A 13,780-nucleotide genomic window follows, 5' to 3' on the forward strand; every position below is an offset into this window, starting at 1 on the left:
TCAGATCAGACGCGGCCTCGTCGCGCGACGCCGGCGGTCAGCGCGCTCGGCAGCAGACTCGCGATCGCCACGATCGCCTTGTAGCGCAGCGAGGGAATCGAGACCGCCCTGCCCCGCGCCGCGTCCCGGAGCCCCTCGCGCACCACGTCACGTGCGTCGAGCCACATGAACGCAGGAACACCCTCGTGCCCGGGTGCGAGCCCCATCCGCTCGTGGAACGACGTATGCGTGAAACCGGGGCACACCGCGGTCACACTGACCTTGTCGGAGGCGTACTCGACGTTCGCCCAGCGGCTGAAGCCGATGAGCCAGCTCTTGCAGGCCGAGTAGGTCGAGCGCGAGATGAACCCGGCGACGGACGCGACGTTGATGATGCGGCCCCCGCGGCCGCGCATCGACCCGAGTGCCGCATGCATGAGACGCATCGACGCCTCGACGTGGACGCGGAGATGACGCACCTCGTCGTCGATGTCGTTGTCGGCGAACTGCAGCGGCAGGCCGAATCCGGCATTGTTGATCAGCAGATCCACCGGATCGGAGGCGTCGCGGAGACGGTCGGCCACGCGGTCCACATCGGCGACCTCGGCGAGATCCGCGACGAGGACCTCGACTGCGATGCCGTATTCGCTGCGCAGCTCGGCGGCGACACTCTCGAGAGCGTCCGCCGACCGCGCGACGAGCACGAGGTCGGCGCGCCGACGCGCGAGCTGACGAGCGAACTCGACACCGAGTCCGGCGCTGGCACCTGTGATCAGTGCGGTGGGCATCAGCGCTCGTATCCGAGGAAGCGGTAGCGGATGCCGGAGCGGGACGTCTGCCACTCCCCCTCGTCGACGAGCCGCCACCCGGCCTTGGACGGCGCGTAGGCGTCACCGGTGACATCGATGTCGAGCTCTGTGACCTCGAGGCGGTCGGCGTCGGCGATCACGAGTCGGAAGATCTCGGCTCCGCCGATGATCCAGACCTTGTCATGGCCTCGCACCGCATCGGTCACGGCCGCCGCACGACGGGCACCTTCCGCGGACCAGTCCTGCTGGCGGGTGATGACGATGTTCTCGCGTCCGGGGAGCGGACGGAAACGCTCCGGAAGCGAGTCCCAGGTCTTCCGTCCCATGATCACGGGCGCGCCGAGCGTGATCTCCTTGAAATGCGCGAGATCCTCGGGGACGTTCCAGGGCATGCCGCCCTCTGCTCCGATGACGCCGCCGTGGGCCTCCGCCCAGATCAGTCCGACCCACGTCATACCGCCACCGCCGCCCGGATCGGAGCGTGGTGCTGGTAGTCCTCGACGATGAAGTCGTCGTAGCCGTAGTCGAGGATCGACTCCGGCTTTCGAGCGAACCGCAGCGTCGGGTACGGGTATGCCTCGCGAGTCAGCTGCTCGTTCACCTGCTCGAGGTGGTTGTCGTAGATGTGGCAGTCGCCGCCCGTCCAGACGAAGTCGCCTGGCTCGAGTCCGACCTGCTGCGCCACCATGAGTGTGAGCAGGGCGTAGGACGCGATGTTGAAGGGGACGCCGAGGAAGAGATCGGCGCTGCGCTGATAGAGCTGGCAGGAGAGCTTGCCGTCTGCGACGTAGAACTGGAAGAGCGCATGGCAGGGAGCGAGCGCCATGTCAGGGATGTCCGCCGGGTTCCAGGCAGACACGATGAGTCGACGCGAGTCCGGAGTCTGACGGATCTGCTCGATCACCTGCGCGAGCTGATCGATGCTCTCGCCGTCGGGAGTCGGCCAGCTTCGCCACTGGACTCCGTAGACGGGGCCCAGATCTCCCGAGGCATCGGCCCACTCGTCCCAGATCGTGACGCCGTGGTCCTGCAGCCATTTCACGTTCGAGTCGCCCCTGAGGAACCACAGGAGTTCGTACGCGATCGACTTGAAGTGCACGCGCTTCGTCGTGATCAGGGGGAACCCCTGTGAGAGGTCGAAGCGGATCTGCCTGCCGAAGACGCTGGTGGTCCCGGTGCCGGTTCGATCCGACTTGTGGGTGCCCGACTCCAGCACGTCTCGGAGAAGGTCTTCGTACGGCGTCGGGACGGCTGCGCTCATGTGTGCCAGACTACCCGCCCCGAGGACGGAAGAGTCGGATCGTCACGATGCGACACATCGCCCTCGACGCTCTCAGATCGCCGTATTGTCGAGCCATGTCTCCCGTGCTGGCCCTCGGTATCGCCGCAGCGCTGCTCGTGCTCGCCGTCGCCATCGGCGTCGTGCTGCGTCTGCTCGACGGACGGCGTCGCCGCGGCGGTCACCTGCGTTTCGATCCCGTCGATGCCGGTGACTCGCAGCTGGGCGCCCGAGCGACCTTCGTGCAGTTCAGCACGGAGATGTGCACTCGCTGTCCTCAGGTGCGGCGGATGCTGAGCGGCTACGCCGCCGAGACGGACGGGCTGAACCATGTCGAGGTCGATCTGACGCATCGGCCGGATCTGTCGGCCCGCTACAGGGTCCTGCAGACACCGACGACATTCGTCGTCGACGGTTCAGGCGCCGTCCGCGCACGATTCCACGGAGTGCCGCATCGTCACGCACTGAGCGAAGCGCTGGCCGCCGTATGAGACAGGCGAGGACGGAACGCAGATGACCACACCCGCAGGCATCGACCCGCGAGGGCCGCGCTTCGCAGCGACGATCACGACCGTGCTGCTGCTCGTCGCGACGTTCCTCGGGCTCATCGGCATCTCGACCGCCAGGACGTTCGGCTGGTTCGCCTATCAACCGCTGGCGTCAGCCGACCTGGATTCGGACACCTGGGCTGTCAGCTCGGCGACGCTCGCACAGCGCGCACTGGACCCGGCGTTCCTCCTCACCGTCGTGATCGCCGTGCTGTTCCTGTGGGGTGTGCTGTCGCCGAGGACCGCGCCCTGGGGTGTGCTCTTCCGAAGGCTGGTGCGTCCGAGACTGGCACCTCCGAGCGAGCTCGAGGACCCGCGCCCTCCCCGCTTCGCTCAGGGGGTCGGTCTCTTCGTCGTGACGATCGGTCTCCTGCTGCATCTCGCCGGCGTGCCCTGGGCGCTGCCCATCTCGACCGCTGCCGCCTTCATCGCGGCGTTCCTCAATGCCGCGTTCTCGTTCTGCCTCGGCTGCCAGATCTATCTGCTGCTGCAACGAGCAGGCGTCATCGGCCGCGCTGCGTCCGCCTGAGGCTGCGGTTCCGCCGCGAGCGACCGGTCGATAGGCTGGCCGAACACGCGACCCGCACATCGAGCAGCGCGCGAGACAACGGAGGAATCATGCCCGTCACCAGTGAAGCCACCACCACCTGGACCGGATCCCTCGCAGAGGGCTCGGGCACAGTCGCGTTCTCCTCGTCGAAGCTCGGCACCTTCCCGATCAACTGGAAGGCTCGCAGCGAGGGCAGCGACACCACCACCACCCCTGAAGAGCTGATCGCCGCGGCTCACGCCTCGTGCTTCAGCATGGCGCTGTCCCACGCACTCTCGGAGAACGGCACTCCGCCGGAGCGCGTCAACACGAGCGCGTCGGTCACTTTCAAGCCCGGGGTCGGAATCAGCGGGAGCCACCTGAACGTCAACGCCGTCGTTCCGGGGCTCTCCCCCGAGGACTTCCAGAGGATCGCCGCCGAGGCGAAGGTCGGCTGCCCGGTCTCCCAGGCGCTGGCCGGCATCGAGATCACGCTCGAAGCCACGCTCGCCTGAATCGGATCAGCCGCGAGCGACGCGAATAGCCTCGCGGATGCTGGCGCGGGCGTCCTTGCGGCGCCCCGCCGCATCCTGAACCACACCGAGTCGGTACCGCGCGCGCCAGTCAGTCGGCGCGGCGTCCGCTTCCTCCGCATACCTCGCGATCAGCGGGTCGGCGTCGGCTCGGGCGATCCGACCGCTGGGAGTGAGTTCGGACTCCGCCTCGGGCATTCCCCCTTCGGCATCGAGCGCGCGCCCCAGCCGATCGGCCGCGAACCCGAACTGCATCTCGCGGACGAGCGCCCAGGCGCCGATCGGAGCGAGAACGATCAACGCCACGCCCATGCCGATCGACACCGGTGTCCCGACGGCGAAGAACATCACGGCCAGCCACACGGAGACCGCCAGATAGACCAGAAGCGCCGCGGCCATCAGACCGACGCCGATGCGCGACATCACGAGCGGATGCCGATATCGATCATGCTCTCCAGCCCGACGAAGACCCCGTTCGCCTGAGCCGCGAACGGGACCGCCAGACGGATGCCCGGAGCGTACGCGAGCGCCGGCTCTACCGTGTCGTGAGTGAACGTCAGGGATTCGCCCGGCCCTGAGAGGATGACCTCCTGCTTGGCGATGACGCCAGGGCGCCGGAGCGAATGGATCGGCACGCTGCCCACCTGCTGCCCCCTCGCACGCTGGTCGGCATGCGGAGCACTGACGGGACCCTGCTCGGCTCGAGCCGCGGCGATGAGTTCCGCGGTGCGCACCGCGGTGCCGCTCGGAGAGTCGACTTTCGCCGCGTGATGAGCCTCGACGATCTCCGCCGATCCGAAGAACGGCGCAGCTGCCGCAGCCAGCGCTGAGCCCAGCACCGACCCCAGCGAGAAGTTCGGGATGAAGACAGCCCCGGTTCCGGCGTTCTCGACCAGCGGACGCACCAGAGCGATGCGCTCCGTGGACCACCCGGAGGTCGCGACCAGGACGTTGATCTGGCGTTCCACCGCAGCGCGCACGACATCGACGCTCACCTGAGGCGTGGTGGCGTCGATCACGAGATCCGCCCCGTCGAGTTCAGCGAGGTCGCTCCGAGAGGTGAGCACGCGACTCACCTCGAAGCCCTCGAGCCCGTCGATCACCGCACCGATGATCGATCCGAGCTTCCCGGTTCCGCCGACGAGTGCTACCTGCGTGGTCATGCGTTCAGTCTATTTCTCGGGGGCACCACGACCGCCGCGGCGGGCCGGGGTATCGGGAATCAGACCGACATCGCGTCAGGGATGCCGGTGCGCAGCTCGAACGGAAGATGCCCGGTGTCGTTGTGGGTGAGCAGCGTCCACGGACGCCCCTGCTTCTGCGCGATCACGGTCAGCCCGCAATGCGCCTGATTGAGAGTCATCCATCGCCACTCCGGTGCGCCGAGGACCTCCCGCACGAACCACGAGATCACGAAGTTGTGGGTGATGAGCACCTCGTGCACGTCGCCCGGCTTGCGCACCAGGAACTCGTTGACCGCGTCGAACATCTGGGCACGGCCGGCGTCGAGCTCGGCCTCGGTGACCGAGCCGAAGAACGGCTCGTACGCTGCGGGCGTCTCGTCGGTCATTCCCGTGGGCACGCAGTCGAAGAGGAGCGCGGTCGGTTCGGGGTCGACCGACGGGAGTCGGTGCGCGATCGCCCGTGCCGTCTCGTTCGCGCGCAGGAGAGGCGAATGCCACACGGCATCGAGCGGAAGTCCGGAGAGCCGGTCGGCGATGAGTTCGGCCTGACGCTGGCCGCGTGGCGACAGGGGGCCGTCGGCGAGACCGTGTTCGGCGTCCTGATGTTCACCGTGTCTGACCAGATATATGTAATGCGTCACAAACTCGCTCGCTTCATCGACAGCATCCGCCGGGATTCACTCCACCCTATGCCAGGTCTGTGACAGAGGCGTTACGACGCTCAGTTGCCGGCGCGGGTGAGTTCGGCGACCTGTGCGCGCGAGAGCGTGACGCCGGCGCCCTGCATCAGCTCGTCGACATGGTCGCTCGCGAAGGCGTTGACGATCGGTGCCGCGATGGTGCGCTGCGCGAGCAGCCAGGCGATCGACACGGCTGCCACCGGAACCTCGAGTTCGATCGCCACCTGGTCGAGAGCGCGCAGGACCTTCGTGCCACGACGGTTGAGGTGACCACGCAGCTGCTCTCCGCGCACGCCCTGCGAGGTGAGCGCCTTGCTGCGGTGCCTGCCGGACAGGAAGCCGTGCTCGAGAGCGTGCGACGGCGTGACTGCAAGGCTCTGTGCGCCGGCGACGAGACGCAGATCGCCCTCGAACGGCTGACGACGGATGAGGTTGTACGGGGAATCGATCACCTCGATGCGCGGGTACCCCGCGGATGCGAGGATGCGCGCCTCGACGAGCCGCTCGGGTGCGAATCCATACGCCCCGAGGGCGCCGATCTTGCCTGCGTCGATCATCCACTCGACGGTCGCGAGGGTGTCTTCGAGGTTCGTCGTCCGGTCGAGCGTCGCGTCAAGATACAGCACGTCGATACGGTCGACGCCCAGACGCGTGAGCGAGCCTTCGACCGCGCGCACGAGATTAACCGAGCCGAGACCCGGGTTGTCTGCGTGGGCGCCGATCCGCACACTCAACAGGGCACGATCACGTCGCCCCCTGGACTGCAGCCACTGGCCGATGATGTGCTCGCTGCGTCCGCCGGAGAACCCGTCTGCCGTGTGGATCGCGTTGCCGCCGAACTCGACGTAGCGGTCGAGGATCCCGTGGCTCGTCTCGAGATCGACGTTCCAGCCGAACTCGGCCGCGCCGAGCATCAGCGGGAAGGTCTCGAGTCCGGTCTCGCCGAGAGGTACGCGGATGCTCTCTCCTATTCCCGGGCCGACGATGGGTATGGGCGCGGAGGGGTGCTCTGCCGTGCCCTGCTGCGCGCGCTCCACCGACGCTCCTGCGCCTACGCCGAACAACCGCATATCCTCACCCCCGTCGATCGGTGCGTACCGACCTACGTCACTGCCTCGAATGCACCCCCCGGTGCGTACTTTCGAGAGTAAGCGAGATCCGCGAACGCGCTGACCAATCCAGGGAACGGCGCGAGAACTTCCGATAACGGTTTGGTCACATCGGATACGACGAAGCCCGAGCCGTCCGCGAGGACGACCCGGGCTTCGTCAAGAAGCGCCGTCGATTACTCGGCTGCGGCCTCTTCGCCCGAAGCTGCGTCCGCTGCGGGAGCGTCATCGAGCACGGGCTCGAGCGACAGCTTGCCGCGGTCGTCGATCTTCGTGATCTTCACGAGGATCTTCTGGCCGACCGAGAGCACGTCGTCGACGTTCTCGACGCGCTTGCCACCGGCGAGCTTGCGCACCTCGGTGACGTGCAGCAGGCCGTCCTTGCCAGGAAGCAGCGAGACGAATGCACCGAACGTCGCGATCTTGACGACGGTTCCGAGGAACTGCTCGCCCACCTCGGGGTTGGTCGGGTTGGCGATCGCGTTGACCTGGGCACGGGCGGCCTCGGCCGAGGGGCCGTCGGTCGCGCCGATGTAGACGGTGCCGTCCTCCTCGATGGAGATCTGCGCACCGGTCTCGTCCTGGATCGCGTTGATCGTCTTGCCCTTCGGGCCGATCAGCTCGCCGATCTTGTCGACCGGGATCTGCACGCTGATGACGCGAGGCGCGGTCGGCGCCATCTCGTCGGGAGCGTCGATCGCGGCGTTCAGGACGTTGAGGATCGTCAGACGAGCGTCGCGGGCCTGCGTGAGCGCACCTGCGAGGACCGACGTCGGGATGCCGTCGAGCTTCGTGTCGAGCTGGATGGCGGTGATGAACTCACCGGTGCCCGCGACCTTGAAGTCCATGTCACCGAGAGCGTCTTCCGCACCGAGGATGTCGGTCAACGCCGCGTAGCGGGTCTCACCGTCGACCTCATCGGAGACGAGACCCATGGCGATGCCGGCGACGGGTGCACGCAGCGGCACTCCCGCGTTCAGCAGCGACAGGGTCGACGCGCAGACAGAGCCCATCGAGGTCGAGCCGTTGGAGCTCAGCGCCTCGGAGACCTGACGGATCGCGTAGGGGAACTCCTCGCGGCTCGGCAGAACCGGCACGAGGGCGCGCTCGGCGAGGAAGCCGTGCCCGATCTCGCGACGCTTCGGCGAGCCGACACGGCCGGTCTCACCGGTCGAGTACGGCGGGAAGTTGTAGTGGTGCATGTAGCGCTTGCTCGTGACGGGCGACAGCGAGTCGATCTGCTGCTCCATCTTGAGCATGTTCAGCGTGGTGACACCCAGGATCTGGGTCTCGCCGCGCTGGAAGATCGCGGAACCGTGCACGCGCGGGATGACCTGCACCTCGGCGTCGAGCGGACGGATGTCCGCCAGGCCACGACCGTCGATGCGCGCGCCCTCGGTGAGGATGCGGCCGCGGACGATCTTCTTCGTGACGGACTTGTACGCCGCGGAGAACTCGAGCGGCGCGGCGGCAGGAAGGTTGCCCGCCTCGGTCGCCTCGATGAGCTCGGCCCGGACGCGGTCCTTGATCGCGTCGTCCGACGTCTGACGCTCGACCTTGTCGGCGATCTGGTAGACGCCGACGAGGTCGTCGTAGGAACGGCCTGCGACGAAGTCGTAGACCTCCTGGCTGTATGCCGGGAAGACCGGGTAGACGCCCGGCTCCTTGGACGAGGTCGCTGCCAGCTCTGCCTGAGCCTTCACGAGCTGAGCGATGAACGGCTTCGCTGCCTCGAGTCCCTGCGCGACGATGGTCTCGTCGGGCTTCGTGGCGCCGGCCTTGATCAGGTTCCAGCTGCCCTCGGTGGCCTCAGCCTCGACCATCATGATCGCGACGTCTTCGGTGCCGTCGGACTTGGTGACGACGCGGCCGGCGACGATCAGGTCGAACACGGCCTCGGACACCTGCTCGGCGTTCGGGAACGCGACCCACTGGTCGGCGTGCTCGCCGTGACCGGGGATGAACGCGAGGCGCACACCAGCGACGGGACCGGAGAACGGAAGGCCCGAGATCTGCGTCGACGCCGAAGCGGCGTTGATCGCGAGGGCGTCGTAGAACTCTCCCGGAGCGATCGACATCACGGTGATGACGACCTGGACCTCGTTGCGCAGACCGTCGACGAACGACGGACGCAGCGGACGGTCGATCAGACGGCAGACGAGGATCGCCTCGGTGGAGGGGCGACCCTCACGACGGAAGAACGAACCGGGGATCTTGCCAGCGGCGTACGAGCGCTCTTCGACATCGACCGTCAGCGGGAAGAAGTCGAAGCCCTCGCGGGGGTGCTTGCCCGCGCTGGTGGCCGAGAGGAGCATGGTCTCGCCGTCGAGGTACGCGGCGACTGCGCCCTGAGCCTGCTGCGCGAGGCGGCCGGTCTCGAAGCGGATGGTGCGGGTGCCGAAGCGGCCGTTGTCGAGAACGGCCTCGGTGGCGGTGATTTCAGGACCTTCCAAGAGGTCTCTCCTTCTTTGTTTAGACTCGCGAGTCCGTGTGACGCGCGAGCGCATTCATGAAGGAGCGGGTTCTGACGGATATGGGCGCGCGGGCATTCCCGCGAATCTCACCTGCGCTGGCCACCAGTAGAAAGCCACCCGACGTCGCGCCGAGGAACCCACCACAGGGGACCAGCTCTCCGCCGATCGCTCCATGAGTCGATATGAAATTGTCCGGTCGACATACGCCGACCGCGTCCAGCCTATCAGCGGGGCATTGAAAGTCCTCGCTCCGGCTGTCCTTCCACGCCGCGACAGCCCGGAAGTCAGCCGACCGTGACATCGCTCGGGGCGCTCGATCGCCCGAGATAGACGTAGTCGTCGTGCTTCGCGACCCGCCCGTCTCCCGCCGTGCGTCCGTGCAGTCGTCGCCATACCCATGGCAACGCGTGCCGACGCCACCAGAGCCCCGCCCCGATCGGCTCGTTCTCGTGCAGAGCCGCGTCCAGGGCTCCGAGGGCGTCGGCATGCGGCACGGCGAGCATCTCCCCCGCCCGGTACGCGAGGAATCTATGTCCTCGGCTGCTCAGGTGCACGAGGTCCTCACCCCAGTTCGGGCGGTCGGGGAGCGAGGGGTGCAGGTCCGTGTCGATCAGGATCGCGCCGGTGCGTGCCGCGACGCCCGTGAGTGCCGTGGCGAACGCCGCGAACCGCTTCGTGTACATCGCGGCCGCGCGCCGACGGGGAAGGAACGGAGTGACGAGGAGGACATCCGCTCCGGTGCTCCGGAGGCGCGTGACCGCACCCTCGAGCTCTGCGGCGAGCGCCGCCACGTCGGCGTGGGGCTTCACGAGGTCGTTGGCCCCGATGAGGATCGACACGAGATCCGGTTCGAGTTCGAGTGCCCGGGGAAGCTGCGTGGCGCACACGTCGCGCACGCGCTTGGACCTGATGGCGAGGTTCGCGTAGTAGAGCCCCCCTCGTGCGGCGAGCAGAAGCGCGAGTCGGTCGGCCCATCCGCGCAGCGCTCCGTCCGGTGCAGGGTCGCACAGTCCCTCGGTGAGCGAGTCTCCCAACGCCACGTATCGCTGCCAGCGACGCGCGTCGACGGGGACACTGGGCTCCGGGCGCGTCAGACGGCGAGCGCGCAGTTCGGCATCCACAGCATGGAGCTCTCGTGCCTCGACGAAATGTCCCAGCAGCTGATCGCAGATGCTCGACCAGCTGCGCCCCTGCACCGCCGCGCTTCCTGCTTCGCCGAAGGCCCGGCGTTTGCGCGCGTCTCCGGTGAGATCGGCGACGCGCATGCGCAGGTCGTCGAGATCGCCCGGCCGATAGAGCCATCCGTCGATCCCCATGCGCACGAGGCCGAGGGGACCGCCGCGTCCGGTGGCGATGACGGGCACCCCGCTCGCGTGCGCCTCCTGCAGGGTCTGGCCGAAGGTCTCGCTCTCCCCCGGGTGCACGAACACGTCGAACGATGCCATCGCTTCCGCGAGTGCATCGCCCTCGAGGTGCCCGAGGAAGAGAGCGTCGGGCAGCAGCGCTTCGAGCCTGGGCCTGCTCGGGCCGTCACCGACGATCACGAGACGCGTCCCCGGGATCGTCTGCAGCACACCCAGGTCCTCGACCTGCTTCTCCGGGGCGAGTCGGCCCACATAGCCGATCACGACCTCCGACCCCCACTCCGCGCGCAGTGTCACGCTGCGTCGGTCGGGTCGGAAACGCTCAGCATCGACGCCCCTGCCCCACCGGCGAATGCGATCGACACCGAGTTCGGCGAGCTGCTGCGCCGAATCAGCCGATGGTGCCAGCGTCAGGGTCGCCCGCCGGTGGAGCCGAGCGATGTGCGACTGCGCGACGCCCGTCGCCGCGGGGATGCGGTACCTCTGCGTGTACGCCGCCACATCGGTCTGATACGCGGCGACCGATGCCACGCCGAGGTGCTCCGCGGCGAGCGCGCCTCGCCAGCCGAGGGCGAAGGGGGAGGCCAGATGAACGACATCCGGACCGAAACGGCGCAGCGATGCCGCGACCTGGCGTGCCGGCGAGGTGCCCACCCGCACGTTGCGGTAGCCGGGGAGCGCGAGGCTGGGCATGGATTCGACAGCGGCGCCGTGGACCCGAGCGGGCATGCCTACCGCATCGGGTGCGATCACGTGCGCGTCATGGCCTGCGCGTTCGAGGTGGCCGAGGATCTGCAGCACGGATCCGGTGACACCGTTCATGTGCGGAAGGAAGGACTCTGTCACGATCGCGACTCTCACAACCTCAGGATGCTGCCAGCGTCAGCCGCGAGACGCGGGAAACGACCCCTGGCACCAGAAGTTCACCGGATGCTGGCGCGCTGGTCACCGGCTATGCGGACGTTGGTTCCCGTTCACCTGCGCCGACCACTGTGGAGGCGTGCCGTCCGATCTGCTCAGCAGCCCGTGGGCCCTCGTGATCATGGGCCTTCTCGTGCTCGGCGACTCGTTCTTCGTCGTCGTCCCCGGAGAGATCGCTGTGACCGCCCTGGGGGCCATCGCGTCGACCACGGGCGCTCCCCCGCTCTGGGCGGTGATCGTGTGCGCGGCAGCGGCGGCCGCAGTCGGTGACACCGCCTGCTATCTCATCGGTCGCACCGTCGGCACCGAGCGCTGGCGATGGATGCGTGCGCCGCGTGTGCGCCAGGCCCTCGACTGGGCCCGACGCCGCCTCGAAGGCGGGACAGCGACGGTGCTCTTCACCGCTCGGTTCGTGCCGTTCGCGCGATTGGCGATCAATCTCGTCGCCGGCGCCTCGCATATCGCCCCGGGTCGATACCTGCTGCTCGTCGCAGTGGCGGCTCTCGGATGGGCTGCGTACCAGGCGTCCGTCGGTGCCGTCGTCGCCGCGCTGGTGCCGGGCGGCCCTGTCGTCGCGATCGCGGTGTCGGTCGCCATCGCGGTGGGACTCGGTGCTGTGATCGACGTGGTGTCCCGCCGGTCCCGGAAGTGATCCACCCACCGGTCAGGAGCGTGCCCTAGGCTGGCGAGCATGAGCACCGAAGAAGGCGCCTCCTCCAGCGAGGAGATGAAGCGCAAGTTCAAGGAAGCGCTCGAGAAGAAGAACGCGCACCACCGGCAGGGCGAAGCCCACCTGGATGGCGACTCCGCCGTCCACGGCGCGCCCGCCCCGCAGACGCGGCGCGAGTTCCGACGCAAGAGCGGTTGACCACACGGATGCGGGAGCCGACCAGCGTCGACTCCCGCATCCCTCTCACCCGCTCGCCGCTCAGTTCCGCGCTGCTCGAGCCCGCGCTCGCTCCTCCTTCGCGGCCATCTCATCGAGCGCCGACTCCTTGAGACCCTGGATGTCGACGGCCTTGCTCTCATCTGCCATCCCGTGGTCGTCCACACCGTCGAGCGACGACTCTTCGAACGGCAGCGCGCCGCTCAGCACCCGCTGCACCCGCTCGCGATCGATCTCGCGGGTCCAGGTGCCGATGAGCAGGGTCGCGACCGCGTTGCCGGTGAAGTTGGTCAGAGCGCGCCCCTCCGACATGAACCGGTCGATGCCGACGATCACGCCGACGCCGTCGACGAGATCAGGGCGGTACGCCTGCAGACCGCCCGCGAGCGTGGCGAGTCCTGCCCCCGTGACACCGGCGGCTCCCTTGCTCGCGATGATCATGAACACCAGCAGCCCGATCTGCTCGCCGATCGTCATCGGCTGGCCCATACCGGTGGCGATGAAGAGCGAGGCCATGGTCAGGTAGATCGCCGTGCCGTCGAGGTTGAACGAGTATCCGGTGGGCACCGTGATCCCGACGACCGGCTTCGAGACGCCGATGTGCTCCATCTTCGCGATGAGACGCGGAAGAGCGGACTCCGACGACGAGGTGCCCACGATCAGCAGGTACTCGCGGGCGAGGTACTTCACCAGGCTGAAGATGTTCACCCGGGTCACCGCATAGAGCAGCGTCCCCAGAACGACCACGATGAACAGGATGCAGGTGATGTAGAACGCGACCATCAGCACGCCGAGGCTCCAGATGGCGGCGATGCCCGTCTTCCCGACGACCGCCGCGATCGCTCCGAACGCGCCGAGCGGCGCCAGCCACAGGATCATGCCGAGGATGCGGAACACCAGCTTCTGCAGGTTCTTGACCGCATCCATGATCGGGGCGCCCTTGTCGCCGAGCCCCTGGAGGGCGAAGCCGACCAGCAACGCGATGAAGAGCACCTGCAGCACGCTCTCGCCGGTGAAGGCGGAGAAGAAGGTCGTCGGGATGATGCCGAGGATGAACTCCGTGGTGGTCTTCGCCTCGGTCTCGGTCGCGTCGTAGCTGGAGTTCGCCATGTCGAGGCCCGCACCCGGGTGGATGATGTTGCCGACCACGAGTCCGATCGCCAGCGCGAACGTCGACATCACCATGAAGTAGAGCAGCGCGAGTCCGCCGATCTTGCCCACGGTCGCGGCCTTCGCGATCGAGCCGACACCCACGACGATCGTGCAGAAGATGATCGGCGCGATCATCATCTTGATGAGCGATACGAAGCCCTTGCCGATCGGTTCGAGACTCTGACCGACCTCGGGCCAGATGAGGCCGACCGCCGCTCCGAGCACGACCGCGATGATCACCGAGACATACAGCCATGTGTGCCTGTCCCACGCCTGCTTGCCGCGCCGCCAGTGGAATCCGGGAAGCGAGAACCCTGTCGTGATGGCCATGTT

The 13,780-nt window shown here is 67.6% G+C and carries 15 protein-coding genes; 5 read left to right on the top strand and 10 right to left on the bottom strand.

What is annotated here, in order from left to right; all coding sequences use genetic code 11:
• Positions 1-5: 5 nt before the first annotated feature.
• Genes OPU70_RS03855 through OPU70_RS03865 form a run of 3 tightly spaced genes read right to left on the bottom strand, consistent with a single transcriptional unit; the run spans position 6 to position 2,049 of the window.
• Positions 6-767: an SDR family NAD(P)-dependent oxidoreductase gene (locus OPU70_RS03855; protein ID WP_498557180.1), complete on the bottom strand. Its 762-nt coding sequence runs from the start codon at positions 765-767 to the stop codon at positions 6-8.
• Positions 767-1,243 (bottom strand): dihydrofolate reductase, encoded by a 477-nt coding sequence (locus tag OPU70_RS03860; protein ID WP_042541781.1) that lies wholly within the window; start codon positions 1,241-1,243, stop codon positions 767-769. Before OPU70_RS03860 ends, OPU70_RS03855 begins: the two co-directional genes overlap by 1 nt.
• A complete protein-coding gene (locus tag OPU70_RS03865; protein WP_042541782.1) occupies positions 1,240-2,049 on the bottom strand; it encodes a thymidylate synthase in 810 nt (269 codons plus the stop codon). The genes OPU70_RS03860 and OPU70_RS03865 overlap by 4 nt, the downstream gene beginning before the upstream one ends.
• Before the next feature lie 95 nt (positions 2,050-2,144).
• Here OPU70_RS03865 and OPU70_RS03870 point away from each other — a divergent pair, with 95 nt between their 5' ends.
• The 3 genes from OPU70_RS03870 to OPU70_RS03880 all read left to right on the top strand — a co-directional run bounded on the left by OPU70_RS03870 (position 2,145) and on the right by OPU70_RS03880 (position 3,659).
• Positions 2,145-2,558 (top strand): thioredoxin family protein, encoded by a 414-nt coding sequence (locus tag OPU70_RS03870; RefSeq protein WP_042541783.1) that lies wholly within the window; start codon positions 2,145-2,147, stop codon positions 2,556-2,558.
• Between the two features lie 22 nt (positions 2,559-2,580).
• Positions 2,581-3,144: a DUF4395 domain-containing protein gene (locus OPU70_RS03875; RefSeq protein WP_042541784.1), complete on the top strand. Its 564-nt coding sequence runs from the start codon at positions 2,581-2,583 to the stop codon at positions 3,142-3,144.
• Between the two features lie 89 nt (positions 3,145-3,233).
• A complete protein-coding gene (locus tag OPU70_RS03880; RefSeq protein ID WP_042541785.1) occupies positions 3,234-3,659 on the top strand; it encodes an OsmC family peroxiredoxin in 426 nt (141 codons plus the stop codon).
• A 6-nt stretch (positions 3,660-3,665) separates the two neighbouring features.
• On the opposite strand, the gene OPU70_RS03885 is transcribed toward OPU70_RS03880, so the two are convergent.
• The 6 genes from OPU70_RS03885 to OPU70_RS03910 form a co-directional block, all read right to left on the bottom strand.
• The gene (locus OPU70_RS03885; RefSeq protein ID WP_052493003.1) at positions 3,666-4,100 is read right to left on the bottom strand and encodes a hypothetical protein; all 435 of its coding nucleotides are present in this window, start codon (positions 4,098-4,100) and stop codon (positions 3,666-3,668) included.
• Entirely contained in the window at positions 4,100-4,840 is a 741-nt protein-coding gene (gene dapB, locus OPU70_RS03890) for a 4-hydroxy-tetrahydrodipicolinate reductase (protein WP_042541787.1), read from the bottom strand. The genes OPU70_RS03885 and dapB overlap by 1 nt, the downstream gene beginning before the upstream one ends.
• A gap of 59 nt (positions 4,841-4,899) precedes the next feature.
• Positions 4,900-5,502 (bottom strand): histidine phosphatase family protein, encoded by a 603-nt coding sequence (locus tag OPU70_RS03895; RefSeq protein ID WP_042541788.1) that lies wholly within the window; start codon positions 5,500-5,502, stop codon positions 4,900-4,902.
• A gap of 80 nt (positions 5,503-5,582) precedes the next feature.
• On the bottom strand, positions 5,583-6,611 hold the full coding sequence (locus OPU70_RS03900) for an aldo/keto reductase (RefSeq protein WP_498557181.1): 1,029 nt from the start codon (positions 6,609-6,611) through the stop codon (positions 5,583-5,585).
• 215 nt (positions 6,612-6,826) lie between these two features.
• Complete coding sequence (locus tag OPU70_RS03905) at positions 6,827-9,103, bottom strand: polyribonucleotide nucleotidyltransferase (protein WP_042541790.1); 2,277 nt, start codon at positions 9,101-9,103, stop codon at positions 6,827-6,829.
• Between the two features lie 305 nt (positions 9,104-9,408).
• Positions 9,409-11,334 (bottom strand): GDSL-type esterase/lipase family protein, encoded by a 1,926-nt coding sequence (locus tag OPU70_RS03910; RefSeq protein ID WP_498557182.1) that lies wholly within the window; start codon positions 11,332-11,334, stop codon positions 9,409-9,411.
• 154 nt (positions 11,335-11,488) lie between these two features.
• On the opposite strand from OPU70_RS03910, the gene OPU70_RS03915 reads away from it, so the two are divergent.
• The gene (locus OPU70_RS03915) at positions 11,489-12,061 is read left to right on the top strand and encodes a DedA family protein (protein WP_311879281.1); all 573 of its coding nucleotides are present in this window, start codon (positions 11,489-11,491) and stop codon (positions 12,059-12,061) included.
• A gap of 39 nt (positions 12,062-12,100) precedes the next feature.
• Positions 12,101-12,277, top strand: a complete 177-nt coding sequence (locus OPU70_RS03920) for a DUF5302 domain-containing protein (protein WP_091232420.1) — start codon at positions 12,101-12,103, stop codon at positions 12,275-12,277.
• A 60-nt stretch (positions 12,278-12,337) separates the two neighbouring features.
• On the opposite strand, the gene OPU70_RS03925 is transcribed toward OPU70_RS03920, so the two are convergent.
• Positions 12,338-13,777, bottom strand: a complete 1,440-nt coding sequence (locus OPU70_RS03925; protein WP_042542145.1) for a cation:dicarboxylate symporter family transporter — start codon at positions 13,775-13,777, stop codon at positions 12,338-12,340.
• Between the last annotated feature and the right edge of the window lie 3 nt (positions 13,778-13,780).

The sequence above is a fragment of the Microbacterium sp. SWDP-B6 genome, from assembly GCF_059803615.1.

Bases quoted from the DNA above. Each gene is read 5' to 3' on its own strand.
- OPU70_RS03920 (WP_091232420.1), top strand. From the start codon at position 12,101: ATGAGCACCGAAGAAGGCGCCTCCTCCAGCGAGGAGATGAAGCGCAAG.
- OPU70_RS03870 (WP_042541783.1), top strand. From the start codon at position 2,145: ATGTCTCCCGTGCTGGCCCTCGGTATCGCCGCAGCGCTGCTCGTGCTC.
- OPU70_RS03880 (WP_042541785.1), top strand. From the start codon at position 3,234: ATGCCCGTCACCAGTGAAGCCACCACCACCTGGACCGGATCCCTCGCA.
- OPU70_RS03875 (WP_042541784.1), top strand. From the start codon at position 2,581: ATGACCACACCCGCAGGCATCGACCCGCGAGGGCCGCGCTTCGCAGCG.
- OPU70_RS03900 (WP_498557181.1), bottom strand. From the start codon at position 6,611: ATGCGGTTGTTCGGCGTAGGCGCAGGAGCGTCGGTGGAGCGCGCGCAG.
- dapB (WP_042541787.1), bottom strand. From the start codon at position 4,840: ATGACCACGCAGGTAGCACTCGTCGGCGGAACCGGGAAGCTCGGATCG.
- OPU70_RS03860 (WP_042541781.1), bottom strand. From the start codon at position 1,243: ATGACGTGGGTCGGACTGATCTGGGCGGAGGCCCACGGCGGCGTCATC.
- OPU70_RS03855 (WP_498557180.1), bottom strand. From the start codon at position 767: ATGCCCACCGCACTGATCACAGGTGCCAGCGCCGGACTCGGTGTCGAG.
- OPU70_RS03925 (WP_042542145.1), bottom strand. From the start codon at position 13,777: ATGGCCATCACGACAGGGTTCTCGCTTCCCGGATTCCACTGGCGGCGC.
- OPU70_RS03885 (WP_052493003.1), bottom strand. From the start codon at position 4,100: ATGTCGCGCATCGGCGTCGGTCTGATGGCCGCGGCGCTTCTGGTCTAT.
- OPU70_RS03865 (WP_042541782.1), bottom strand. From the start codon at position 2,049: ATGAGCGCAGCCGTCCCGACGCCGTACGAAGACCTTCTCCGAGACGTG.